The sequence below is a fragment of the Ktedonosporobacter rubrisoli genome, from assembly GCF_004208415.1.
Lineage (GTDB): Bacteria > Chloroflexota > Ktedonobacteria > Ktedonobacterales > Ktedonobacteraceae > Ktedonosporobacter > Ktedonosporobacter rubrisoli.
This window is the reverse complement of record NZ_CP035758.1, coordinates 3,137,508-3,161,507: the sequence shown is the minus strand read 5'-3', so window position 1 is coordinate 3,161,507 and position 24,000 is coordinate 3,137,508. Positions and strand designations below refer to the sequence as shown.

Sequence of the window (24,000 nt, the reverse complement as noted above, 5' to 3'; positions counted from 1 at the left end):
CTTGCCCACATGATACGAAAGACAAGAGAAAAAAACGTGGACGTGGAGGATGCGATGCCTTTTACTTCAAAAAGCCCAACCTATTTGACCCCAGAGCAGAGAGATGTTCTTACTCAGATTCCGGCTGATCTGTCTGATCGGGAGATTGCTCACCACTACATCTTGACGCAAAAAGATCTTGAGCTGATTAATCAGTGGAGGAGGTAGCATAATCGCCTGGAGTTTGCCGTTCAGCTTGCTGTACTCCGTTTCCCTGGGCGTCCGTTAAGGGAGTTAGCAGGAGTTCCTCCTCGCGTTCTTGCAGTGATCGCCGATCAAGTGCAGGTTCCTGCTTCCACCTTTTCCCGGTATGGAGATCGAGATCATACGCTCTATGAGCACCTGGATGAGATCCGCCAGACATACCACTTCCGTGACTGTGGATGGAAGGAGTATCTCTGGCTTGCGCGCGAGTTGCAGCCGTTGGCCTTAGCTACCAACGTTGCGGCGCTGGAACGTTACCAGTCCGGCGGTAATCAGCAGGATGGAGAGTCCCGTGAGCAAAAGCTCCGGTGTGGCAGTGAGTACGCCTCCCGAGGCGATTCTGGGTACCCAGTGGAAGGGCTGGAGTGCATTTATCACCGAATAGCGATACGTTGGCCCCAGGAAGATCGGACCGAGGACTTCGCCAATCAATTGTACATACAATACCACTACCCAGGTCATCGCTACCGCAAACCGTGGGACGATCCCAAACAGGAGCAGCGCAGCTCCGATGAGGACCCATGCGGCGGGGGCATGAAGCAGTGCGCCAGTGAACACGCGCGGGAATGCGGCAACGTCACCGCTACTGAGCCAGCGCACCAGCCCCATGAAGAACCCGCCTGCCGCCAGGATGATCACGGTTCCCACGAGTGCGTTCACAAGATGGCTAGCAATCCAGCGTATGCGCCCGACCGTCGTTGAGAGCAGCAGTTCAGCATGTCCAGCGACTTCTTCGCTCCGCAGTCGTAGCACCGCAAAGGCCGAGTAGAAGACTGACACCATCCCCAGGGTAATCACGATCATTTCCAGAAAGATGTCTGCGCTGCTGGCATGAGGGTTCCCACTGTAGTGGATCAAAAATGTCATCCCAAAGGAACTGGTTCGGATAAATTCCTGCATTGAACCTGCGGCTGCGCCACACACAGCTCCGATCACGCTATAAGCGATGGCCCACCCCAGTAATGGACCACGCTGCAAGCGCCAGGCAAGTGCCAACGGGCTACGCAAGCGAGTAGAGCCAGCGGGACCGGGGCGCGGAGCAAGCAAGCCAGAACCAAGATCGCGGCGCGCTATCAGCAGATAGGCAAAAGCCTCGACGATGATGGTGGCAACGAGCATCAGGCCAGCAGCCCCCCATTGCTCGTCCCCAAATGGCGCAAGCAGATGGCTCCATCCGTTCGGCGAAAGCCACTCCAGCCAGGGCTGACCAATCGCATCGGCGACAAAACGAATCAGGTAGGAAGCTATGAGAGCGAGAGCGCCAATGGCGATTGCCGTGCGCGTATTCTCGCTCAGTTGTGCCACCAGGGCAGCTATTGCCGCAAAGACCAGGCCATTTCCGGCCAGCGCCACTCCAAACGCGATAGATCCAACCATATCGATGCCAAGGCCAAGTAATCCAAGTACACAAAGCAGGCCAGTGAGCAAGCTGGCTCCGCAGGCCACAATGAGGCTGGCAGTCAGCGGCGCATATCGTCCGACGACACCAGCACTCAGGAGATCCTGGCGCCCGGACTCCTCTTCAGTTCTGGTGTACCGAAAAATGGTCAACAACACCATGAGTGCAAGCAAGACATACGCACTATCACCAATCTTAAAAACCATCAGTGCACCCAGATCCGCGCTGACAATATGCCCGCTAAAGGCAATGAGCGCCAGATTTTTTGACATCTCCGCTACAAAATTCTCGCGCATCAATTCTGTAGGGAATAGTCGTTGGTAGTTTACGGCGACGCCCACCACCAGCACCACGATCAGCACCATCCATACAGGGATCATCACCCGCTCGCGCCGGAGCGCCAGACGGGTCAACGTTGCTGTACCTTCCAAACCTTTCATCGCACCACCTCCTGCCTGCTCTGCTCTCTGGTCTCATAGTGCCGCAGAAACAGTTCTTCCAGAGTCGGCGGCTGGCAAGTTAAGCTGTGTAAGCCTGCATGTGTCAACAGGGAAAGTGCTTGTCCTAATGCATTAGCGTCAGCCGAGAAGCGCACTCTGTTTCCCTGGATGTCGAGATGATGTATGCCCTCCAGTGTTGTCAGGGTAGGCGGCACCGCTGTTACTTCGGCAGAGACCTCCGTGTGCGTCAGGTGACGGAGTTCAGCCAACGTGCCGCTTTCCACCGTGCGCCCGTTACGCACAATGCTGATACGGTCACAGAGCGCCTCGACTTCAGCCAGGATATGGCTGGATAACAAAACGGTGCGTCCCCTGGCCTTTTCTTCGGCGATGCACTCACGAAATGTGGCTTCCATTAACGGATCAAGGCCCGATGTGGGTTCGTCCAGGATGAGGAGCTCGACATCAGAGGCCAGGGCAGCAATTAACACCACTTTCTGCCGATTGCCTTTGGAGTAGGCACGACTCTGCTTACGCGGATCAAGCTCGAAGCGCTCTAACAGCGCTACGCGTCGGCGCGGATCTATCCCACCTCGCAGCTTGCCGAGCAGATCGATGATCTCACCTCCGGTCAAATTCGGCCAGAGTGAGACATCCCCAGGCACATAGGCAAGGCGACGGTGGAGGGCAGTGGCATCATGCCAGGGATCACCTCCGAGCAGGAGCACGTCACCAGCATCGGATCGCAACAGGCCAAGCAGGACACGAATTGTCGTGGTCTTCCCTGCCCCGTTGGGACCCAGGAAGCCGTGGACTTCACCAGTGCGAACCGAGAGGTTGAGGCCATCAAGGGCACGCGTCCGGCCAAATGATTTGATCAGTCCGGATATGGAGATCGCTGTTGGCATATCTGATCATTCCTTTCTATGGCTCTATTTCTTTCTGAAATTGTTTCTACTCTTACCATACATATGGCACTAATCGATAATGCACCTTTTGTGCGTATTTATTGTACCCATCCAGCTCTTGCTTGAGCAGCTTCTCTTTATCCGCTGGGACTGGGGAACGTGGATTTTTGTACATCTATTCCTTCACATCTTCTGCTTGTCCACGCGCCCGCCTCATCTGCTCAAGCTGTTCCTTCGTGGCAACGGCCATCTGACGAAAGACCTGCTTGCCCGCCTCGCTGTTGCCTCCATCTTCTGGCAAAAGCCAACGATCCAGCATAGAGGCAAGAGCTTCCATAACCACAGGAAAGGGGGGAAACTGATCAGGTGAGTGAAAGTCTGCTATCGTGAGCTGTCCATACGAGAGCGTTTCGAGCAGGTGCGCTGTCACCTCTGGATCAAGGTCCTGGCGAACCGCTCCAAGCGCCTGGAGCGCTTTGATCAAATCGAGGGTGGTCAAACCAGACTCTATCCTGGCCACAAGATTGTCTGGCTTGCGCAGATAATTGCCAAGGACACGCCGATCCCGTCGCATGATGGAGGCCATCAGAGGACGGCTGCCCACGGCACGAAAGAGTGCTCGGTAGAATCCTCCAATGGTACCGCCACGTGGGTCGGACTCAAGAGCTTCCAACCAGACTTGGGAGTACTGCCTCCATTCCCAATACAAGAGGGCTTCAAAGAGTTCCTCCTTTCCTTTGAAATAGAGGTAGACAGTCCCTCGACTGACGCCAGCTTCCTCGGCGATATCGTTCATCGTGGTCTTATCATATCCCTGACGGAGAATAACGTCTGTTGCCGCGTGGAGAATCTGAGCCTCTCGTTCATCATGGTCGGGCATTGGCTTCTTCCTCTCATCTTGCAATGAACACTTTGAACAAAATATGTTACTTTGTTCAGTATAATCACAGGAGCGCTTCCGTGTCAAGGTGCATGATGGGCAATGAATCACGAGTTCCCAAGTATGCTCACTTCAACGTGTTTTTCCTGATCTCCTGATGGGTTTATCTCGAAACCGACCGGTTTTTTGACACACGATCTCTTCCTCTTGTGCTCACACTTGCACGCATGGCTGACTTGTGCCAAAGTCGTATCAAAATCAAAATGTCAAAACTATCGACCTTTCATGAGTAAGTGACACAAACCGCAGAGCTGAGAGAGCGTCATGAAGATTGGATAAGGTTCGGGTCTCCAAGCAAGAGCAAAATGAGGCATTACAGAGAGATGCCTTGAAAGAACCTGGATGTAAAAAATACTTCGGCGACAAAATGACGGGATCGAAGTTTGAGCGAAAAGGATGAGAGGATCTGCTGGCGTTTGTCCGCCCAGGTGCTACAGTGATTGTCTGGAAACTTGACAGCCTGGGACGCTCGCTCAAAGATCTTATCGAAACGCTCAACATCCTCAAAGATCAGGGAGTCGATTTTATCAGCCTCACCGAAAAGATCGGCACGACCACGCCTGGCGGGAAGCTGATCTTCCATCTCATGGGAGCATTGGCTGAGTTTGAGCGTGATCTTATTCGTGAGCGAACCAATGCTGGCCTCGCTGCTGCGCGGCCAAGAGGACGTGTTGGAGGAAGGCCAAAGAGACTGACCACGAATGGAAAAGTCACCCTAGCGCGCCGCCTATTTGCTGATCCCAACCATTCCATTTCAGAGATTTGCTTGACGCTTGAGATCTCTCGCTCAACATTGTACCGATATGTGCGAGAAATGAAGCAAAAATCTTCAGAACCATAAATGAAACGCACGGTTTTGGCTTAGCGGGAAACATCCTGGCTCATTTTCGGGTATCTGGTCTTAGCGGGAAAAATGGGAGGAAAAAATGTTATGAGCCCAAAAATATATACCTTCTTCTCGCTCATCAGATGATTTGCGCATTCCCTTCACCAACAATCTGGTCGAAGGAGATCTGCGCATGATCGACGTGCCACAAGAGATTTCGGGAACCTTTCGCAGCTACCTCTCCACCATGCGCAAACAAGGCAGCTCGCAACGCCTCAAGTAGCGAGCTGCCTTCGTTGGTGCTCCTTTTCCCATTGCTTGGGAGCAAGGCATCTGAGCAGCTACTCGGAATGACCTATAGGCCCTGCGTTAAGGGAGAGACCTATTGCCACAGGGCAGCCACACGAGCCGCCTCTTGCCGACTTTGCTCGCGACCCAAGTTGGCTGCGATACCTCGTAGAGAAGGATCAAGCGCGTTGCCTCCAACGGAGGCCAGGGCAGCCTTCATTGCCTCATCGGGCGTAATCACCTCAAGTTGCGCTCCCTCACCCTGCAAACGTTCTCTCTACTCATCCAGGCTTTCCAGGTAAGGGAATGGAGGGAGGTCGGGTTGGAGTACCAGAACCTTATCGAAACCAACTGCCAGGTCCAGATTGGCTATTGAGTAGCACCCGCCATCGATATAGCGACGCTGATTGATGGGAGCAGGAGGATACGCGTAGGGCAATGCACCACTAGCCATCACCGCGTCAACCAGCTCAACCCCAGAATCCCTTGTGAAAACGGTTCGCTCGCCGCTCTGCACATCAACAGCCACGATCTCTAACCGGCTTTGGGGCCAGTTCTGCACTGGCAACCGTGAGGCAATGATCTCACGGCGCTCTGCCTCTGGCACCGTAGGAGCTGCTAATGCCAGAGCGCCGATGCGTTGCAGAATCTCTCTCCCCGTGCCTCCTTCTTTGAAAGCGCGCGTGAAATCAGCGAGCATCTTCGCAAAGTCCGGCTGCGGTGCCAGTTCATGTGCCTGTAACGCTGGATCAACCAGCCGCTGGAAGAGTTCCTCCAGTGCAAGGCCACTAGTAATCTGTGCTGACACGTTGGCACCTGCCGAAGTTCCCACAAACAAGTTGGCAGTGCAAATATCTATCCCGGCTTCGGCCAGCCCTACCAGCAGCCCGGTCTCCCAGGCAATTCCTACTACTCCCCCTCCGCCGAGCACTAAGGCGTGTGTTGTCATTGTTATCCTCACTCGTATTTATTAGAACTACCTGGTTCACCTTACATCCGTTGCTTGCGTATCTATCTGTGGGAAAGTATAGCAAGATAATGGCGACAACCTTATGTCATAATTCCGTATGGTGACAGGCAATCTTTTTTGCTTCGAGCTTCACACGCCTGCGCAACTCTTCTGGCTCAAGTATTTTGGCATCGGTGCCCAGGCTCAATAAGATGCGCACGAGCCAATCATACTCCCTTGTCCGCCAGTGCAAAATGAGCCATCCTTCGCCATTGTCCTGGCGTTGCAAGCGTGGTCCCAGATCCGCATCGTGCTCCAGGCGCAGAACGCCACGGGCTGTCAGGTGAATACGTACCACAGGAAATGAAGGATGTTCACGGGTGGGAATTGGGATAGGGGATTCCAATGGCTGTGGAGACGATGGGGCAGCTTTCACGTCAAGAAAACGGTCAACGCGGTAGATGCGCCACGCCTGGCGCTCATGGGAAAAGCCATCGCAGTACCAGAGACCTCCGTGGCTACGCAGGCGCGTCGGCAGGATCGTTTGCTGCGAGACTCCTTTTTCGGAACGATAGGTGACGCAGACCCACTGTCGCTCGTGTGCACTTTGCAGAAGCTGATCGAGAAACGGAGCCGGATAGGGCAAAGAGGGGACACCAAGAGAAAGGGTGTTTGTGAATTGTTCAAGATGCTCGCTCTCGCCCTGGGGCAGCAAGGTCTTTATTTTGGCGAGCAGCGATTCGCGCTCCTGTTTGAAGGGGGTCGCGCTGAGTTGAGAGAGACCGCTCAACGCCAGGCGCAACAAGAGGGCTTCGTGCAAGGTCAAAGCGAGCGGGGGCAGGGTAAAATCTGGTGGTAAGCTATAGCCGCCAGCGGCACCCAGGTCGGCGATGATGGGAATGCCCATTTCGCAGAGAGCGTCGATATCTCGCTGAATGGTGCGCCGGGAGACCTCAAAATGCTGGGCAATCTCTGTAGCGCTGCGTTTGCCTGTTTGTAAGAGCAAAAGGATAGCAGTTAGACGGTCAATACGATTCATCTAGAAAATCTCGTTGTGGGCCTTTCTTCCACATGTTCAGCAAAATCGATGCATTTACCATCTTACTTGATCGTTAGGAAAGGCAAGGTCATAGCAGAAGCTTCATTTCAGGTAGCGAGAAGTATCCTCGCTACCTTGCGTAAGCATAGCGCTAAACAGAGGCAACCTGGCGTTCGCGTTTCTCACTAGCTAGCTCATATTTATTCGCGAACAGACGAGGACTGCAATAAATCTTGCGTCGGCTAAATGCCTCGGGAGTCTCGTGTAAGAGGCGCATCTGCACATGGGGTCTCTGAGCTCCCAGGCCGTGGAACCAGGGCTCGGGCAAGACATAAGCCGGATCATGCACCCAGGCTGGACACGTGAGGCCATAGCAAGCACATAGATACTCAACCGAAGCGGAGCAGAAGGCGGCCCAGCGCAGCGTCTCGTCAGTCAAAGTCCCTGGCAAAACCAGAGCATCCTCTACCATTTCCTGTCGCCGATCGCTGGCGTAGTCAAACCAGTAATTCAGGAAATCGCCAAGGGCGTTCCAGGGTCGTTCGCCCTGGAGAATTTGCGCATAGGTCATTTGTATAGTTTGTAATTCGGCCCACATCGTCTTATCCTGATTCTGAATGAACTTCGTCCCTCACATTATTATAGCATGCGTGCTAAAATAATGCATCCAGCGTATCATCCAAACAGCACTCTTTTTGCCAATTTCGTTCCGCATAACGGTCTACGAGGGCCTGGGCCTGCTCTCGTGTATGAATATTGAGCATCTCACATAGAGCCTCGATATCCTCTGCATCTCTCTCGCGGCCAGCCAGCAATTTCAGCGCCAGCATAAAATCGGCATGTGGAGCATAGATATGCAAATGGGAATACTCCCGCCACAAGGTCAGGGCTCCCAATGGAGGGATGAATGCCGCTACTACATCATTCATCCAGTCGCGCTTGATCTGATATCGCTTCGCTACAGCGTTTACGGCTGAGCGAAAGATTTTTGTTTCGTCGCTTGGCTGCATAGAATCGGGGAAATCTAAAGGAACTATATCAACATCCTTCGTTGAGTTCCTATTCTTGAGGAAGAACATCATATAAACGCCACCCACCACAGCCAGGCGCACAGGCTTTTTCAGCTTACGATTCGCCAGCTCTTCATCTAACGCCTGAAAATACACTTCAATTTCGTTGCCTTCCACGCAATAGATCCTTCCCGGCAGCGTCCATGCACGCTCTCAGCAGCTTAATAGGCAAAGTATACCTATGAAATTTGCTGAGGTCAAGCGAAATTGCCACATTTCATTCATTGGCTCAACGAGCACAATCAGAGGCCAGCCGGGCAGCTCCTCAAGAAACCAGCCGAGCGCTACGAGCCGCTGCCACAGCTTCCAGGCGATTATTAACATTTAGTTTGCCATAGATGTTGTGCAGATGCGTCTTCACAGTCCCAACAGCCAGAAAAAGGCTAGCCGCTATCTCTGTAGAAGAGGCCCCAGCCGCTAGCAGATGCAGCACTTCCAATTCACGCGCGCTCAGCGGCTCAAGCAAAGCCTGCTCCGACTTGACTACCTGAGTATTGCCAATCCTCGTCCTTTGGCTGCAAGCTTTCAGCAAATGTAGGGCATATTCTTGGATTTGCGCCGAAATATGCGGATTTTGTCGCCGGCGCCGAGAGGCTGCGGCAATCTGTTGCAGAAAGCCCTTGACGATCTCTCCTTCATCGGCAAAAAGCCGTACAAACCTTTCAGGCTGGGCAAGCACAAGAGCCTGTATAAAGATATCAAGGGCCGATTTCTGTTTATTCTGCCTCTGTAACAAACCTGCCTGTAGCACCAGACTTTCAATGAAGAGAGGAAGAAATGTTTTTGCGTTACAGTTCAACTGGATCTGCCTTAGCAAGTCCAGGGCACGGCCATCTTCTTCACGTGCAAAGCATATTCGCAACATGGTTAATTGTTCCATTACTTGCAGATAGGGATATCCTATATCCTCCTGTTGCGCATACTGCTCCTCCCATCGGCTACTGGCTTCCCAATCTCCATAGACGAGTTGCATACGAGCGTGATAAGCTTCAGCAAATCTTATCAAATGAGGAATTTCATAGCTTCGCGCTAGTGCCAGAGCCTCTTGTAGAGCCTGAAAAGTGGCAATTTCATCTCCCTGGGCAAAACGTAGGCGGGCCAGGCTCAATAGTCCCATAGTAGCTAATTCCATAATGCCGCCACGCTTACATAGCTCAACTCCTCTTTGTAAATGATACATTGCCTCTGGCAATCGATTCCATTCCCTGAATAAATCTCCGAGTCCCAGCGCGATTATGCCCTGGGCCGGCGTTTGCCGCGGCTTCTCTTTAACGCTCTGTCGCGAGCGCCGATAGATAACATAGGCTCGATGTAGCTCGCCATGTCGCGCATGAAAACGTGCAAGATCATCAAGGGCCGTAAAACAGAACAGAAAATTATTAGCCCTATCCGCCAGAGATGCAGCCTCTTCATACGCCTTTAGGGCCGCACTAATATCCCCAGCCAGAACATAAGCTCTTCCCTGCCCATAGGCCGCCAGACTTCTCCAAGCCGTTGCTTCATAAGGCAGATGTATTCTGGCCTGCTGGGCCTGCTCCCGGGCTTGATGGGCATCAAGGGCCGCAAAAGATAAAATCGAGCGCAAAGCAGCCAGCTTACCCCGTAGATGCTTGCGCTCCACTTCATCATCTAGCTCGCCTATACAACGCTCAGTAGCTTGCAGCCAGAGCTCGACTTCTTCTAATCTCCCATTCATGAGAAGCGCTACAGCATAGGAGAAACATAAGCGTGGCCGCGCGTATACGACATCGAGGGCAAGTTTTTCTAGCCAGTCTAATAGCGTTACGATCTCGCCTTCCTTGAGCTTTATTTCCATTACCTGTTCCATGAGCAAAGCGGCCCGCTGAAAGTCAGAGGCAGCCAGAGCGTGCTCTATTGCCTGGCTGAAGTGCCCTTGTTGCTCATACCAGAAGCTGGCCCTCCTATGAAGTTCAGCGGCCTGGCCTGTTTGCTGCAAAAGGTGGCGGAGAAATTCAGCAAAAAGCCGCTGATAGCGATAGCCGTTGCGCCGCTGGTCAAGCGGGAAAATAAATGCATTCTCATGCTCTAAAGTCGCCAGGCAGGCCGAGCTATCTTCCCTACCACTAAGTGCAGCGCAAAGGGGTGCAGATAAGCGATCAAGAATAGATGCCGTGAGCAAAAAGTGCTGCAAATAATCAGGTAAACGCGTATATATTTCTTCATCAAAATAATCAAAGAAGTAGCGCTGATCGCCAGATACAAAGCTCTCAATATCACACTCAACGCCTGGCTGCTCTTGCATTATCCGCGCGGCCAGGCACATTCCAGCCATCCAACCTTCTGTCAGTTCTTCCAAGGCTGCGAGTACTTCATCGCTCAGAGCAAGTCCCATATGCTGGCATAGCAGCCTTTTTGCTTCCTCAGCAGTCAGACTCAACTCACGTGAGCGTACTTCGAGCAACTGGCCATGAGCACGCAAGCGAGCCAGCATCAGCGGTGGCTCCCGGCGCGATAGAATTATAAGATGCAGGTGAGCCGGCAGATATTCAAGCCAGAGCTGTATAAAGCGCTGCAAAGCAGGGTTCTCAAGCAACTGATAATTATCCAATATCAGGAAATGATGCGCTTCATCCTCCGCAGGTAGCGCATTCAAGAGAGCCATGCCTGCTGCCTGCAGCGAGAACTTCTTTGCATCCAATACGAGCTCTACCCGTTCACTCAATCCTGGATAGAGGATGTTTAGGGCAGCGGCTAGATAGCTTGCGAAACGATGAGGATCGTTATCCAGCTCATCTAGCGAGAACCAGGCAGTTGTTCTGGCCTGCATCGCTACTCGCTTGCCCCAATCACGCAGCAGGATCGTCTTACCCGAACCAGCCGGAGCACAGATCAGTGTCAATGTATAGCGAAAGCTCTCATCGAGCCGCGCAAATAGGCGTAGACGTGGCATACTTTCAGCATGCGTTATAGCAGGCGCTGCGAGCTTTGCCACGAGCAATGGCAATAATTGCCTGATCTTATCACGATCATTTTGCAGGATGTGCCTATCTTGTGGCTCTTGTCTATGCATCACTTTCTTAATCTCAGAACCATGCTGCTCAATTTAATAAAGGTCGGGCAAGTGCTGGTACAGCATTTCTATTTTAGCATATGCTCTGTCCTGCCCCTTTTCCTCTACTCGATCTTGCCTCAGGCTGCTCAGCTATACGTTTTCCCCCCAATATGGCAGGCAGCTATCGCCGAGCAAGCGAAGGCATTACTTCTCTACAACGTTTCTTACAGCTTCACCTTCTTCCTGTTCGCCCGCGCTTAATGACTGAACGGTATTTTTGAAGGTGCCGCGCTGGACAAAGCAAGCCGTCAACAAGGCCAGGATGCTGATAATCAGCAGAACCCAGAAAGCATCCTGTTGCGCCAGTATAGCGCTTCGCTGCAGTAAATGGGTACTGAGCGTTTTCGTTACATTGGCCAAGCCAGTTGCCTGCTTCAAGTAAAGTTGGCTCTGCATTTGCAGCACGCTTGCCACTATAGCAACCCCTAGCGAGGCCGAGACAGAACGGGCAAGGGTGATAAACGCGTTTGCCTGGGCTATGCGTTGAGGCACAATTTCCGAATTCGCAGAGATTACCAGCGGTTGCACACAGAGCCCGAACGATAAGCCCTGGACAATAAGCCAGAGCAGTAACCACCAGAGCGCAGCAGTGGTGCTGATAAATGTTAATTGCCAGCTAGCGATAATGAGTAAAATCAGGCCAGCAATGACTACTAATTTTACGCCAAGTAGATCGACAAATTTCCCTCCCAGCAAAGAGGTCACAGCTGAGGCTATGGGCTGCGCGATCAGAATGAGGCCGGCCTGGAGAGCAGTTTCACCCCTTATCTGCTGCAGGTAGAGCGGAAAAAGCAGGTTGCTTCCCATAAATCGGAAGAACAGTAGCATAGTTGTCAGGATGCTAAAAAGGAACGGGCCATTGCGAAAAAGGCTCAGGTACAACAGTGGTAATACCCCTCGCCGCTCGCGCCGCACTTCAAAAACGCTGAAGATGATCAAAGCTATGCCGCCACCAAGAAGCAAGGTAAGAATTCGCGGTGATCCCCAGCCTGCTGTACTGGTCTCCGCCAGGGCATATAGCACAAGACCAATGCCAACAGCTATAAGGATAAAGCCTACAAGATCAAAGCGTAAATGTGACTCTGGCTTGACCTCGCGCAGGATTTTGCTGCACAAAATAATGGCAAGTATGCCAAGCGGTACATTAATATAGAAGATAGCCGGCCAGTCGGCATAAGTGACGAGATAGCCGCCCAGCGTGGGGCCTAGAGCAGGGGCAAGCAGAACGGGAATACCAAAGATCCCCATCATTAAGCCGCGCTCCTTTGCCGGAAATTCGCGCAGTAAGAATGTCGTCGCCAGGGGAAATAGTGCCGCTGCACCTATCCCTTGCACAATGCGAAAGCAGACAAGCAAGGGAAAATTCCAGGACAGCCCACAGAGCGCGGAGCTGAGGGTAAACAATACAAGCGAGAGGATATAGACACGCTTGATGCCAAAGCGATCAGCACAGAAAACCACAGCTGCTATGGCAATCCCTGCCGTCAATAGATATGTAGTAATTACCAATTGCACGCTCTGAATATCCACGCCGAAAGCGCTCTGTAGCCGCGGAATGGCAATATTGACAACGGTTTGATCCAGCAGGCTCATAAAAGTCCCAATAGTGACTGCCATCAGCACCTGCCATCTATAGGGTATCCCTTTCCTCTCAGCTAAACGTTCTTGCACGGTTAGATGTCTCCTTTGTCTCCTGCACCCGTAAAAGGTGTCTTGCCTTAGTTCTTCACTTTTGAGAACATGTATCATTAATGTTGTGTATAAGATCATACCAGAGAGAGGCAGAATATAAATGTACCGAACGATAGATTGGTGCTCAGCACAGGTTTAGCCAGAAGTGCAGAGAGTTTAGGAGGGATTAGTGCCAGTTGTAGCAAGTCTCGAAGGGACAAAAGGCCCTGGCATGGTTGGTTAGATTGGAGAGAGCCCAATCATGCTTTGGGTCAGACAAGGTGAGAATAAAACAAGCGTAGCCCCTGCACTAAGCTAGTTTGCCAGCACTATGCTTAGCGCAGAGGCTTACGCAACCGTTCATCTAGCTGCCCAAATTGAGCTGAATGCAGCTAGCTATTTCTGCCCCTGGCTTAGTTGCTAACCAGGGACAAGGATCGGAAGCTAAGGAGAAACATCATCGAGCCGCTTGCCGCGCGTGGCAATGCCAAACTGGGCAATGACTGCAGAGATAACCAGAAAACCCGCAATAAGCAACATAGCCAGCAGCGGACCCATTTGTTCCAGGAGAGGAGCAACAACAAGCAATCCAACGCCAGCCCCAACATGTCCCACCCCATCTACGATCCCAAAGCCGGTGGTGCGGGCACGAGTCGGATAGTTCTCAGTAGACCAGGCATAGGTCATTGGTACCCAGACATTAAAACCGAAGAAGAGGATTATCGAACCAATAAAGGAAACGAAGGGCACAGCTGATGGCGATGAGAATGTCCCGCCCAGGGCAATTATAATGCCCCCAATGAGGGTGATGACTGCCCCAATCGGGAGCCAGTACTTGCGCTCCAGGCGCTCGCCAAATGTATAGGCAAAGACAGCGCAGAGCAGGAAGCCAAAGGTTCCCATAGCCGTAATAAGGCCAGCCTCTGGTACAGGATATTTCAGAGACGCCAGCACAACGGTAAGTCCCGCCGAGATGGTATAGACTGTGATGTAGGCAAAGAGCCAGACTACTAGCAAGAGCAGTGTACGCCGCAGGTATAAAGGATTGCGGAAAATCTCAGCATAGCCGACGCTCGCTTCTTGTGTTGGGGTAGGAAGTTCATCAAGCATCTCAGGCAGGGGTTGTATCCTTGCCGCTCTTTCTTCCATGCCTTTGACAACCCTATCAGCCTCATCCACCCGTCCCCGTAGAATCAGCCAGCGGGGCGATTCTGGCAGTTGGAAGCGCAAAACGATTCCAATCAGAGCCAGCAAGGCTCCAATGAAATACATTATCCTCCAGCCGCTTGTAAAAGCTGCGCTGGCCAGAGCAAAAGGCAAGCCAAGCGGGAAAGGGGTCGCTTCTGTGGTAAGTAGAAGACCAACCCAGATGCCCAGAAAGGCTCCTAGCGCCGACATGAAGAAGATAAGCGAGGTATATTTTGCGCGCCCATTGCGCGGCGCGACCTCATTGATGTAGGTATTGACGATTGCTAAATCGGCGCCAATGCCAATTCCGGTAACAGCCCGCGCAATCGTAAAATTTGTCATATCATTGCTCAGAGCCGTGTAAAGCGAGCCAAGGCCAGTAATCAGTAGGGTAATCAGCAGTGTGTCACGCCGCCCGAAGCGATCAGCTAATGGGGTAAGGAATAGCGCTCCCGCCACATATGCCACAAGGTTGAGTAGCACCGGCAGCCCCAGAAATGAAGAGGCATTCGCCGGCGTACAACCTGCGGCAATCTGCGCGCAGGTCTGAATGAACGACACATTGATGTCAAAAATATCAAAGAAGGTAAACAGGAAGCCAACACCAATCACAACAAGAAATGAAGGGGCAAGGGACCAGACTTGAAGCCGGTCCTGGCGGGCTATAATATTACCCGCGCTCGCTGTTGAGGATGTCGTCCTCGCTTCTGATGCCATAAGATACCTCTCTCATCATTACTTAATGGCAGCAAGTCATCATGATGCCAGTCTGAGATGATAGAAATCCTGTAGACAGAAATACAAAACGAAGTTACGAGATCGGCCATACCTCCTAATCTTTTCAAATACCTTCCTAGTGCTTTGTCAAGCAGAGATTGACGAGTGTGCCGCCTACGGCGGCAGATGGCGCAGGGAGCTGGGGCACAGCCCCAGTCAAGGGGCTCTCGCCCCTTGCATCCCCGCTTGTTTTACGCGTCACGTCAATCTTGACAGACTACTAGTTTCGCTCTTGCATCTCATGCTTCATACTAGCTAGCACTTGTCTGTTTGGGAAGTTCAACAAGGAAGGTTACACGCCTCCTCGCCGCTCAGATCACCGTCATGGGTCGTTCTTTCAGCGAAGCTAGCTGCAGTTGAGCAGGCTTGCCATCTAATCCCTTCACTAGCGAGGATTCTTCAAACCAGCTAACCGGGGCGATATGTCCCCAGAACGTTCCGCGCCGAGGATCATCAACGGTCCAGCGCATAGGCTCGAAGTCCGGGTCGCCTGTAAAATAATCACAGGTATAGAGCTCTATACGAAAATCGTCGGGATCACGCAGGTAGAGAAAAAAAGCGTTGCTCACCCCATGGCGACCAGGGCCGCGTTCGATAGCCATGTTCTGGCCTGCGGCCGCAAAACGGTCGCAGGTATGCAGAATATCTTGTGCCTCACTTACCCAAAAACCCAGATGATGTAGCCTGGGACCTGTGCCATTGGTAAGCGCTACATCATGAATCGTCGGCTTGCGGTAGAGCCAGGCTGCCCATAGTTGCTTGTCTGGAGAACTTGTGACTGTATATTCGGAACAGCGGAATCCAAGTTGCTTATAGTAATCAAAGGCGCTCTGAACATCGGGCACGTGGAGATTAAAGTGGTCGATGCGTTGGATATGTGAGCCTCGATAGAGATCATATCGTCGCAACAAGCTCTCAACTGGTTGCATAAAATAGAAGAACTCAACGATAAAGCCGCAGGGGTCCTGGACGCGTAAGGCCTGCTCCATGCCTTCTTCTTCGTTTTGTACCCAGCGAACCGGGCAGCCCTGCTGCTCGTAGAAGCGGGCCAACAAAACAAGATGTTCGGGAGAGGCAACGCGAAATGCCAGATGATCAAGCATGGCCACTGGCCCCTGACGCAAGGCTAAACTGTGGTGAAGGCGTTCTTCATATCCACGCAGGTAGATAACATTTTGGCGCTCCTCGCTCACAACCAGGCCCAACAGGTGAACATAGAACTCCTTAGCTCTCTGCAAATCTGTCACGATTAGTTCTGCGTGCGCGGCGCGTACAATATCAAAAGGTGGCTGTATCCAGGTGGTGTCAAGCATGATCCTCTGTATTCCTTTCATGTACTCTATCATGGCTCATCGCCGTCGCCCGACCCGGTAAATTATCCTCACGCTTCTTGCTCAAGAAGCCTTCAATTGTGCGCTATGGCTACTCGACGCCGAAGCGCGGAATAGCATGACGATCTAGGGCCATATGAATTGTCTGGAGATTACAGTAGAAGTCAAAGGCATAGTGGCCACCTTCATGGCCAATGCCGCTCTCCTTCACTCCCCCAAAGGGCGTACGGAGATCGCGCACATTCTGCGAGTTCAGCCACACCATGCCAGCCTCGATGTCCTGCCCAATGCGATGAGCTCGCCCGATATCGCGCGTCCAGACATAGGCGGCTAGCCCATAGCGCACGGCGTTCGCCAGCTTGATTGCCTCTGCTTCATCGCGGAAAGGCATAGCGACAAGCACTGGACCAAAAATCTCCTCCTGGAAGATGCGCATTCCTGGCTTGACATCTGCAAAGAGCGTTGCTTGCAAATAGTTGCCCTGGGTTAAACCATGCGGTCGTGCGCCACCAACCATAAGGCGTGCCCCTTCTTGCTGGCCTGCTGCAATATAGCCCTGTACTCTGGCCAGATGCTCGGGATGGATCAATGGCCCCAGTTCCGTTTGAGGATCGCTTGGATCTCCGACGCGAATAGCAGCTGTTCGCTTTGCCACTGCCTCAACGAAATCATGATAAATGCCTTCCTCAATAAGCAAGCGCGAGCCAGCCGTGCAGCGCTCGCCGTTGAGGGAGAAGATGCCGAATACTGCTGCATCCACGGCCTGCTCAAAATCAGCATCGGCGCAGACGATCACCGGCGATTTGCCGCCCAGCTCAACAGAGCAGCGTTTTAGCGTGGCAGCCGCACTTGCCATAATTGTTTTGCCGGTTGTTGTCTCGCCAGTAAATGCGATGAGATTGACGCCTGGATGCGCCACTAAAGCCGCTCCACAGCTTTCACCAAAGCCATGCACGACGTTGAACACGCCTGCCGGTAGCCCGCTTTCATCCAGTAGATGGGCAAACAGGTCAGCTGAGAGCGGAGACCATTCAGCGGGCTTCAGAACGACGGTATTGCCAGCCGCCAGTGCCGGGGCGATACGCCATGATGAGAGCATGAGTGGAGTATTCCAGGGCATTATCAGTCCCGCAACTCCTACCGGCTTGTAGAGCGTATAATTCAAAAAGCGCTTCCCAACCTGATATGCTTCTCCGGCGAGATTCTGAATGACGCGCGCATAGAAGCGGAAGTTTTCAGCGGTGCGCGCAGCTTGAGAGCGGGCCTGGGTAATTGGCATGCCGACGTCGTATACCTCAAGTTGGGCAATCTCGTCAGCATGGGCTTCGATTGCCTCCGCAATGCGCATCAATACTTGCGCTCGCTCGCTTGTCGACAAGCGAGGCCAGGAGCCTTCGTCAAAGGCTTTGCGAGCAGCCCGTACTGCGAGCTCAATATCTTCGGTCAAACCCTCGGCAACCTGCGCCAGTGGTTGGTTTGTGGCAGGGTTGAGCGTCTCAAAGCTACGACCAGCCTGCCCGGCCTGGAAGCGGCCATTGATGTAATGGAATACTGGTTCGTGACTGAAGCTTCCCGCTTCTCCGAATATCTCACCTGTATTTGAAGTCGTTGTCATAGGTACTCCAGGAATGCTTACTGAGCATTGATATAACTAAATATGTTCTCCTGATGTCGTAGCGGCTTCGGCTACGACGGTATTTTCCAGTACCCCCAATCCATCGATCTCAAGGCGCATCTGGTCTCCTGGATAGATATGTGAGACACCTTTAGGAGTCCCAGTAAGAATGATATCGTTAGCCTCCAGAGTCATAAACGAAGTGATATAAGCAATCAATGCAGGAATAGGGCGGAGCATGTCCTGCGTGTTCCCACACTGACGCAGCTCGCCATTAATGTACGTACGCAGTTCGAGCTTATGCGGATCTTCGATCTCTCCCTCAACCAGATAGGGGCCAAGCGGGCAGAAGGTATCCCAGCCCTTAGCTTTGACGGGTGGGCGATAGAAATTCTGCACAAAATCGCGAATCGTCAATTCGTTGGCGATGGTATAGCCGCGGATCACCTCAAATGCCTCGGCTTCGGCTACATTGCGACAGCGCCGCCCGATGACCACCGCCAGCTCATTTTCATAATGCATATATTGTATGCCCTGCGGATAGATCACCTGCCCTCTGTGTCCAACCAGGGTATTGAGAGGTTTAAAGAATAGCGCTGGCTCTGCGGGTAGAGCCACAGAGAGCTCTTGCGCATGGTCTTTATAGTTAAGGGCAAGGCCTATCATAGTGCGTGGCTCTACCGGAGGAAGAAAGGAAACCGCGTCAGTGCTATACTCGCGCCCGGCCTCATCGCACAAAACATCAGGGGCAATCAGGCTTCCCTCGTGATAGGAGCCATTTACGAGAAAACGTGCTAACTTCATTTTATCGCCTCTTTCTTTGCGCTGTTTCCATAGCTGCTCAGCACAGCTTCCAATCTGGCTTGATTCTCTGGCACTGGCTCACAGAGTGGCAGGCGTAACGTCGGGGTAATATATCCAAGTTGGCCCATGACCCATTTGAGGGGACCGGGGTTAGTCTCCAGGAATAGTGCCTCGTTCATGGGTAAAAGAAAGTAGTGCAGATCCAGCGCCTCTGACCATTTTCCCTCTTTCACCAGATTGTAGAGCTTTGCCACTTCTTCAGGGAAAATATTGGCGGTCGCGCTGACATGCCCAACGCCGCCCAGCGCCAGCATGGGATAGCAGAGCAATTCAATGCCGGAGTAGACGTGGAAGTCGCGGCCACACTGGGCTAAAACCTGGCTAACCTGCTCAAAGTCCTTATTCGATTCCTTGACTCCAATGATATTTGGCTGCGCCTTCCGCAGGCGCGCCATTGTCGCTGGCGCCATATTTACAGCTGTCCGGCCTGGAATGTTGTAGATAATAAGTGGGAGCTCTACACTGCTGGCCAGGGCGGAGAAATAGCGGTAAAGCCCCTCCTGCGAAGGGCGATTATAATATGGGACAATTATAAGGGCCGCATCCGCTCCCATTTGCTCGGCGCGTCGCGTCAAGCGCAGGGTTTCATTGAGATTATTTGTGCCTGTAGCCGGGAGAAAGGGCACGCGTCCCCGAATAGTGCGACTGGCAATATCCATCACATACTCGCGTTCATCGAGCGAGAGCGAGGCCGGTTCGCCAGTTGTTCCGGTGACAGAGATGCCGTGACTACCGCTCTCAATCTGCCAGTGAATAAGCTTTGCCAGGGTAGCTTCATCGATTGTCCCATCGCTATGAAAAGGGGTAACCATGGGCACAATCGAACCTTTAAGCTGCGCAAGGTCTTTTCGGTGAGCCATCTTTCTATCCTCTCAGCGAAACATCGGGGGAAAAGGTAAAGTGGTCTTTATTATGCTTGTACGCTTCTATCGTGTGCAACTTATGCTCGCGAGCAGCTAGCTCAATCTCCTGGGCAGGTGCATGCTCTTCAAGCAAACGAATCAAATTTGTATGTTCCTGGATGGATGCCCAGCCTCGCTCCGGGATGTAGAGAAAAACCGTGCGCCGCATCATCGCCAGGCGGTTCATCGTTTCCTGCAGCAGCTCAACGAGATATGTATTGGGACACCGCTCGTAAATCGCGCCGTGGAATTCCTCGTTGAAACGGCTAAAGGAGAGGACATCGACAGTATGCAACGCCTTTTGCATTTCTGTGTTCAAGCGATATAGAAGCCCGATCCCTTCTGCGCCAAGATGAGGAGCAGCCAGTGCCGTAGCGCCACCTTCGAGGAGGGCCAGGGTTACCATCTGTTCTTCCCATTTGCCAGGATCGGGAGGGGCAACCTGCAGCCCGATATTACGTTGATATATGACCCAGCCCTCGGCTTCGAGCCGACGCAGGGCCTCGCGAATCGGGACCTGACTCATACCTAGCTCACGGGCAAGCGCGTCTATGACAAGGCGATGGCCCGCTGAGTAGGTTCCATCGAATATCCGTTCCCGTAGAATCGAATAAGCGCGTTCCTGCTTACTCATAGTAGTTTCGTTCGTGGAACCCATATTTGCTCCTTTGTTCTGCTCAGATCCATCATCTTTGTCTCTCGGCTTGCTAAAGCTCTGTAAGAGCTCCTGCTATATCCGGGAAAATGTCGAAATAAACACTACGAAGCGATGGATCTGCCACATCATATACGATCTATATCAAAATCATATATGATATTTGATAGTATACGAACCTGGGAGTAGATTGTCAAGGGTTTCCACAATTTACATAATATGTTTGGAAACTATCGCTTGTATCTCGCCCAACCTATTAGCGTGTGCTGTTACTAATCTCAGCCACGATATACCGAGGGGAAATGGGCCGTCCGCATCATGTGGCTTTGCCTCAGGATTCGCGCTCGGAAGTATTGGGCACTGCCGCTATTCTGCGCGATCAAGCTATCTTTATCGAGGCCAGTCCAGCGCTCCATGATAACAGCGAAGGATTTTTTATGTATACTTATGAACCAGGGGACAATAGAGTGGCTATCACTGCTTTGCCCCTGAGTGGAAGCCGCAGAACTGCTATTTTACTGAGAGCCGCAGTTTCTGGTGGGAAGATAAACTCCCCGAAAGTTTTGCAATCTATGCAACACCAATTGTCGATTAAGCAGGAAAGAGGTACCCAGAAATGAAGCATGTGCGTGTTCTGTATCATGGAAAAGCTGTTAGCGGGCGCCTGGAAGATTCCGCGATCATCCTGGATGACGGTACCACCCTCGCCGAAGAGCAGGCGAATTATCTGCATCCAGTTGAACCATCTAAGATAATAGCAGTACATTTGAATTATCGTAGCCGTCTACAAGAATTAGGCAGGAACCTTCCCCAATTTCCCTCAGCTTTCCTCAAGCCCCTCAATTCCCTCTCAGCGCATCGAGCTCCGGTGGCCCGTCCACGTGGCTGCGAATTTCTCAACTATGAGGGCGAGATTGCCGTTGTCATCGGCAAGCGCTGCTCTGGCGTCTCCATAGAAAGCGCACTGGATTTTGTCGGCGGCTATACGTTGGCCAACGATTGGGGTGTCCATGATTTTCGCCATCTCGATGCTGGCTCCATGATGCGTGTGAAAGGCCAGGATGGCTTCTGTCCGCTGGGTCCAGCGCTTGTGGATGCCCAGGATATCGATCCCTATAATCTGGTTCTGCGCACTTATGTGAACGGGGAAATGGTGCAGGAGGGCCATACAAAGGAGGAGCTCTTATTTTCCTTTGCTTATCTTATCGCTGATTTTTCCCGCATGCTTACGTTAGAACCGGGAGATGTGATTCTGACCGGGACGCCAGCCAATTCTCGTCCCGTCAAGATTGGCGATGTCGTAGCTGTGGAGGTTGAAGGGATTGGTCGCCTGGAGAATACTGTCGTCGAGCTTGAGCGCGATCTCGAAGAGGTTGGAGGTCCACCAAAAGTGACAGCAGATGCGCTTTCCATTGCATTGGCGCTATCCCCTGAGCAGGCCAGGCAAGACCTGGAGACACGGGAGCCCAGAACCTATTAAGTACGTCTTAGCCTTCAGCCAGAAGGCGTGCAAGCACTTTGATGGAAGAGGCAATTCTGTTTCCGTCAAGGTTCTTGCAATGCCCAACGGGACAGGTGAACCACTATCCTTTCGGACAATGCAAGCTCTCTTCTCGCATGCGAGAATCGTCAAAAGATGGAGCCTCTTCCAAACTGGAAAGCCTCATGCGCTTCTGTCTCTAGATGCTAACTTGAAGCGCAGCGGCTACGGCTGGTTCCCCTCCCTCATTTCCTCTTCTGCTCTCCAGAGTAGAGCCTTGAAACTGCATGATCTCCGGCTTCTTCTGCGCCTCTTTCCGTGCTGCATAGTCATGAACCGCTTCGCCGGCTCACTCATACCTCCTTCGCGCGAAGAAATGCCGGTCCAACCTGGCATGGAATAACCTCGATTTGCTTCCATACATTGCCCTTCACATAGGGCTCTTGCGCTAACCAGGCATCTAGCTCATCGCGGGAAGGGAATTCACAGATCATGACCGAGCCAATCATGTTTCCCGCATCATTCAGAAGGGCAGCTGCATAGAGGTGTTGAGCAGCCTTAGCCATCTGCTCGACCAGGGCAAGATGTGCCTCGCGTGCCGCTAAGCGCCTTTGTAAGGCCTCGTGGTCATCACCATCGCGGGCAATAACGAGAAACTGCATCTAAAATATCCTTTCATGCCAAAATCAGCAATCGCGTGAGTGGAAAGAAAGGTGAGACCTTTCCTTCTATGGAATGAGGAGAATCTTTCCTCTACTCTGGCGCCCCTCCAGATACTCGTGCGCGGAGGAGGCCTGAGCAAGGGGGAATGATCTGTCAATACGTACGCGCAACTTGCCAGCAGCTATCCAATCAAATACGTCACCTGCACGTTGCAGCAGCTCTTCACGTGTCGCAATATAGTGGCCAAGGCTTGGGCGGGTCAGGAAGAGCGAGCCCTTCGCGTTGAGAATCTGCGGGTCGAGCGGAGGTACAGGTCCGCTGGACTGACCGTAGAGCACCAGATAGCCACGTGGACGCAGGCAGTTCAGGCTTTGATTAAATGTATCTTTCCCCACTGAATCATAGACGACCTGAACTCCCTTACCAGCGGTCAGGCGTTTTGTAACCTCTTCAAAGTTCTCCTGGGTATAGAGAATCACCTCATCGGCGCCAAGGGAGCGCGCCAGGTCGGCTTTCTCTTCGGTCGAAACCGTACCGATGACGCGGGCGCCACATAGTTTGGCAATCTGTGTAAGCAACTGCCCAACTCCTCCAGCCGCTGCGTGCACCAATGCAGTATCACCGGGCTGCAATTGATATGTGCTGGTTGCCAGATAGTGCGCAGTTGTGCCCTGTAACATAACAGCGGCAGCCTGTTCCAGGCTTACCCCTTCCGGGACAGGCACCAGGCGGCTTGCTGCGATTACAAAATATTCGGCATAGGCTCCCAACGCCATAGCATAGGCTACCCTATCGCCTACTTTGAGATCCGTAACACCTTCACCGACCGCATCAACGGTGCCGCTACCTTCGCTACCCGGAGTAAAGGGAAGGTCATTAGGATAAAGCCCCTTACGATGATAAATATCGATAAAATTGACGCCAATTGCAGCCTGTTTTATACGTACTTCCCCAGCTCCCGGCTCTGGTAGCTTTACATCTTCATAGCTTAGCACTTCATGATCACCAAACCTGGGAATACGAATGGCTTTCATCATATTCTTTCTCTCCTTGCTAAGTTTAGCGCAATCTCCTACATTTCCACAGATCATATTCAGATGATGGCAGTGACATATAAAGTATATATGTCAAGAACATGCTGAACTGAGCCCTCAAATCACAACTTCAATGCTCTCTATTATACTTCATGCTCCTCAAAGGGCAAAAGTTACTTGGTATTTGCCTTGTATAGCATCTTGAGAGATCTGTGTATACCTCCCACAAATATATAAAGAGGAGGCTACATATGAGCATTTTGATGGGTAGTATGACGAGCAAACCAACTGTTTTTGCGCTCGGCCCAGGCGGTCTCCCCCTGCATATACGAGGTCCAGATCTTGTGCTGACGACTCCTGGCACTGAGAGATTTGAGGAGCGCAGGCGTTTGCGCATCTGCTCCCCAGGCCAAATGGTCGTACAAATTTTGTGCTTTATTGCTTGTTTTACCGCCAACTTAGTTGTCAAGATTTAGCCAGAATCCACAAGTTTCATTCGCAAATTTACAGTATAGGATACAAAAAAGTAAATGTGAGCAGGCTCATAGATTTGAGAATCATACTGTGTTAACGTCTATTTAGATAGATAGATTCGGATAGATATGATATCAGCACAATAATAGCTATAACCGTTTCAGGGAAAAG

At 52.1% G+C, this 24,000-nt stretch carries 21 protein-coding genes and 1 pseudogene; 4 read left to right on the top strand and 18 right to left on the bottom strand.

Annotated elements, in window-relative coordinates; genetic code table 11:
• Positions 1–9: 9 nt before the first annotated feature.
• Positions 10–420, top strand: a pseudogene (locus tag EPA93_RS50895) (DUF4158 domain-containing protein); the annotation flags it as partial.
• 48 nt (positions 421–468) lie between these two features.
• On the opposite strand, the gene EPA93_RS49675 reads toward EPA93_RS50895, so the two are convergent.
• The 3 genes from EPA93_RS49675 to EPA93_RS14215 form a co-directional block, all read right to left on the bottom strand.
• A complete protein-coding gene (locus EPA93_RS49675) occupies positions 469–2,082 on the bottom strand; it encodes an ABC transporter permease (RefSeq protein ID WP_242527401.1) in 1,614 nt (537 codons plus the stop codon).
• Complete coding sequence (locus EPA93_RS14225) at positions 2,079–2,990, bottom strand: ABC transporter ATP-binding protein (RefSeq protein ID WP_129888158.1); 912 nt, start codon at positions 2,988–2,990, stop codon at positions 2,079–2,081. The genes EPA93_RS49675 and EPA93_RS14225 overlap by 4 nt, the downstream gene beginning before the upstream one ends.
• Before the next feature lie 175 nt (positions 2,991–3,165).
• The gene (locus EPA93_RS14215) at positions 3,166–3,870 is read right to left on the bottom strand and encodes a TetR/AcrR family transcriptional regulator (RefSeq protein WP_129888157.1); all 705 of its coding nucleotides are present in this window, start codon (positions 3,868–3,870) and stop codon (positions 3,166–3,168) included.
• Positions 3,871–4,336: 466 nt separating this feature from the next.
• Between EPA93_RS14215 and EPA93_RS14210 the strand changes: the two genes are divergently transcribed.
• Positions 4,337–4,771, top strand: a complete 435-nt coding sequence (locus tag EPA93_RS14210) for a recombinase family protein (RefSeq protein ID WP_340689245.1) — start codon at positions 4,337–4,339, stop codon at positions 4,769–4,771.
• Between the two features lie 367 nt (positions 4,772–5,138).
• On the opposite strand, the gene EPA93_RS49055 is transcribed toward EPA93_RS14210, so the two are convergent.
• The 13 genes from EPA93_RS49055 to EPA93_RS14150 all read right to left on the bottom strand — a co-directional run bounded on the left by EPA93_RS49055 (position 5,139) and on the right by EPA93_RS14150 (position 20,181).
• Positions 5,139–5,312 (bottom strand): hypothetical protein, encoded by a 174-nt coding sequence (locus tag EPA93_RS49055; protein WP_207229543.1) that lies wholly within the window; start codon positions 5,310–5,312, stop codon positions 5,139–5,141.
• 9 nt (positions 5,313–5,321) lie between these two features.
• Positions 5,322–5,993 carry a patatin-like phospholipase family protein gene (locus EPA93_RS14205; protein ID WP_207229542.1) on the bottom strand — a complete coding sequence of 224 codons (672 nt, stop codon included), beginning with the start codon at positions 5,991–5,993 and terminating at the stop codon, positions 5,322–5,324.
• Positions 5,994–6,099: 106 nt separating this feature from the next.
• A complete protein-coding gene (locus EPA93_RS14200; protein WP_129888156.1) occupies positions 6,100–7,032 on the bottom strand; it encodes a helix-turn-helix transcriptional regulator in 933 nt (310 codons plus the stop codon).
• A gap of 151 nt (positions 7,033–7,183) precedes the next feature.
• On the bottom strand, positions 7,184–7,630 hold the full coding sequence (locus EPA93_RS14195; protein WP_129888155.1) for a hypothetical protein: 447 nt from the start codon (positions 7,628–7,630) through the stop codon (positions 7,184–7,186).
• Positions 7,631–7,685: 55 nt separating this feature from the next.
• A complete protein-coding gene (locus EPA93_RS14190; RefSeq protein WP_129888154.1) occupies positions 7,686–8,219 on the bottom strand; it encodes a hypothetical protein in 534 nt (177 codons plus the stop codon).
• Between the two features lie 148 nt (positions 8,220–8,367).
• Positions 8,368–11,133 (bottom strand): winged helix-turn-helix domain-containing protein, encoded by a 2,766-nt coding sequence (locus tag EPA93_RS14185; RefSeq protein WP_129888153.1) that lies wholly within the window; start codon positions 11,131–11,133, stop codon positions 8,368–8,370.
• A gap of 186 nt (positions 11,134–11,319) precedes the next feature.
• Complete coding sequence (locus EPA93_RS14180; protein ID WP_165423093.1) at positions 11,320–12,846, bottom strand: MDR family MFS transporter; 1,527 nt, start codon at positions 12,844–12,846, stop codon at positions 11,320–11,322.
• 444 nt (positions 12,847–13,290) lie between these two features.
• Positions 13,291–14,751, bottom strand: coding sequence for an MFS transporter (locus tag EPA93_RS14175; RefSeq protein ID WP_129888151.1), 1,461 nt, complete (start codon positions 14,749–14,751; stop codon positions 13,291–13,293).
• Between the two features lie 371 nt (positions 14,752–15,122).
• Positions 15,123–16,124, bottom strand: coding sequence for a 3,4-dihydroxyphenylacetate 2,3-dioxygenase (gene hpaD / locus EPA93_RS14170; protein WP_129888150.1), 1,002 nt, complete (start codon positions 16,122–16,124; stop codon positions 15,123–15,125).
• 109 nt (positions 16,125–16,233) lie between these two features.
• On the bottom strand, positions 16,234–17,757 hold the full coding sequence (hpaE, locus tag EPA93_RS14165; protein WP_129888149.1) for a 5-carboxymethyl-2-hydroxymuconate semialdehyde dehydrogenase: 1,524 nt from the start codon (positions 17,755–17,757) through the stop codon (positions 16,234–16,236).
• Between the two features lie 36 nt (positions 17,758–17,793).
• Positions 17,794–18,561 carry a fumarylacetoacetate hydrolase family protein gene (locus tag EPA93_RS14160; protein ID WP_129888148.1) on the bottom strand — a complete coding sequence of 256 codons (768 nt, stop codon included), beginning with the start codon at positions 18,559–18,561 and terminating at the stop codon, positions 17,794–17,796.
• Positions 18,558–19,481, bottom strand: a complete 924-nt coding sequence (gene hpaI / locus EPA93_RS14155) for a 2,4-dihydroxyhept-2-ene-1,7-dioic acid aldolase (protein WP_129888147.1) — start codon at positions 19,479–19,481, stop codon at positions 18,558–18,560. Before hpaI ends, EPA93_RS14160 begins: the two co-directional genes overlap by 4 nt.
• 4 nt (positions 19,482–19,485) lie before the next feature.
• Positions 19,486–20,181 carry a GntR family transcriptional regulator gene (locus EPA93_RS14150; protein WP_207229541.1) on the bottom strand — a complete coding sequence of 232 codons (696 nt, stop codon included), beginning with the start codon at positions 20,179–20,181 and terminating at the stop codon, positions 19,486–19,488.
• Positions 20,182–20,794: 613 nt separating this feature from the next.
• Here EPA93_RS14150 and EPA93_RS14145 point away from each other — a divergent pair.
• Positions 20,795–21,658, top strand: coding sequence for a fumarylacetoacetate hydrolase family protein (locus tag EPA93_RS14145; RefSeq protein ID WP_129888146.1), 864 nt, complete (start codon positions 20,795–20,797; stop codon positions 21,656–21,658).
• 353 nt (positions 21,659–22,011) lie between these two features.
• On the opposite strand, the gene EPA93_RS14140 is transcribed toward EPA93_RS14145, so the two are convergent.
• Together EPA93_RS14140 and EPA93_RS14135 are read right to left on the bottom strand one after the other, a co-directional pair.
• Positions 22,012–22,320 carry a YciI family protein gene (locus EPA93_RS14140; protein ID WP_129888145.1) on the bottom strand — a complete coding sequence of 103 codons (309 nt, stop codon included), beginning with the start codon at positions 22,318–22,320 and terminating at the stop codon, positions 22,012–22,014.
• Between the two features lie 66 nt (positions 22,321–22,386).
• Entirely contained in the window at positions 22,387–23,355 is a 969-nt protein-coding gene (locus tag EPA93_RS14135) for a quinone oxidoreductase family protein (protein WP_129894536.1), read from the bottom strand.
• A gap of 251 nt (positions 23,356–23,606) precedes the next feature.
• On the opposite strand from EPA93_RS14135, the gene EPA93_RS14130 reads away from it, so the two are divergent.
• A complete protein-coding gene (locus tag EPA93_RS14130) occupies positions 23,607–23,831 on the top strand; it encodes a hypothetical protein (protein ID WP_129888144.1) in 225 nt (74 codons plus the stop codon).
• Positions 23,832–24,000 lie beyond the last annotated feature (169 nt).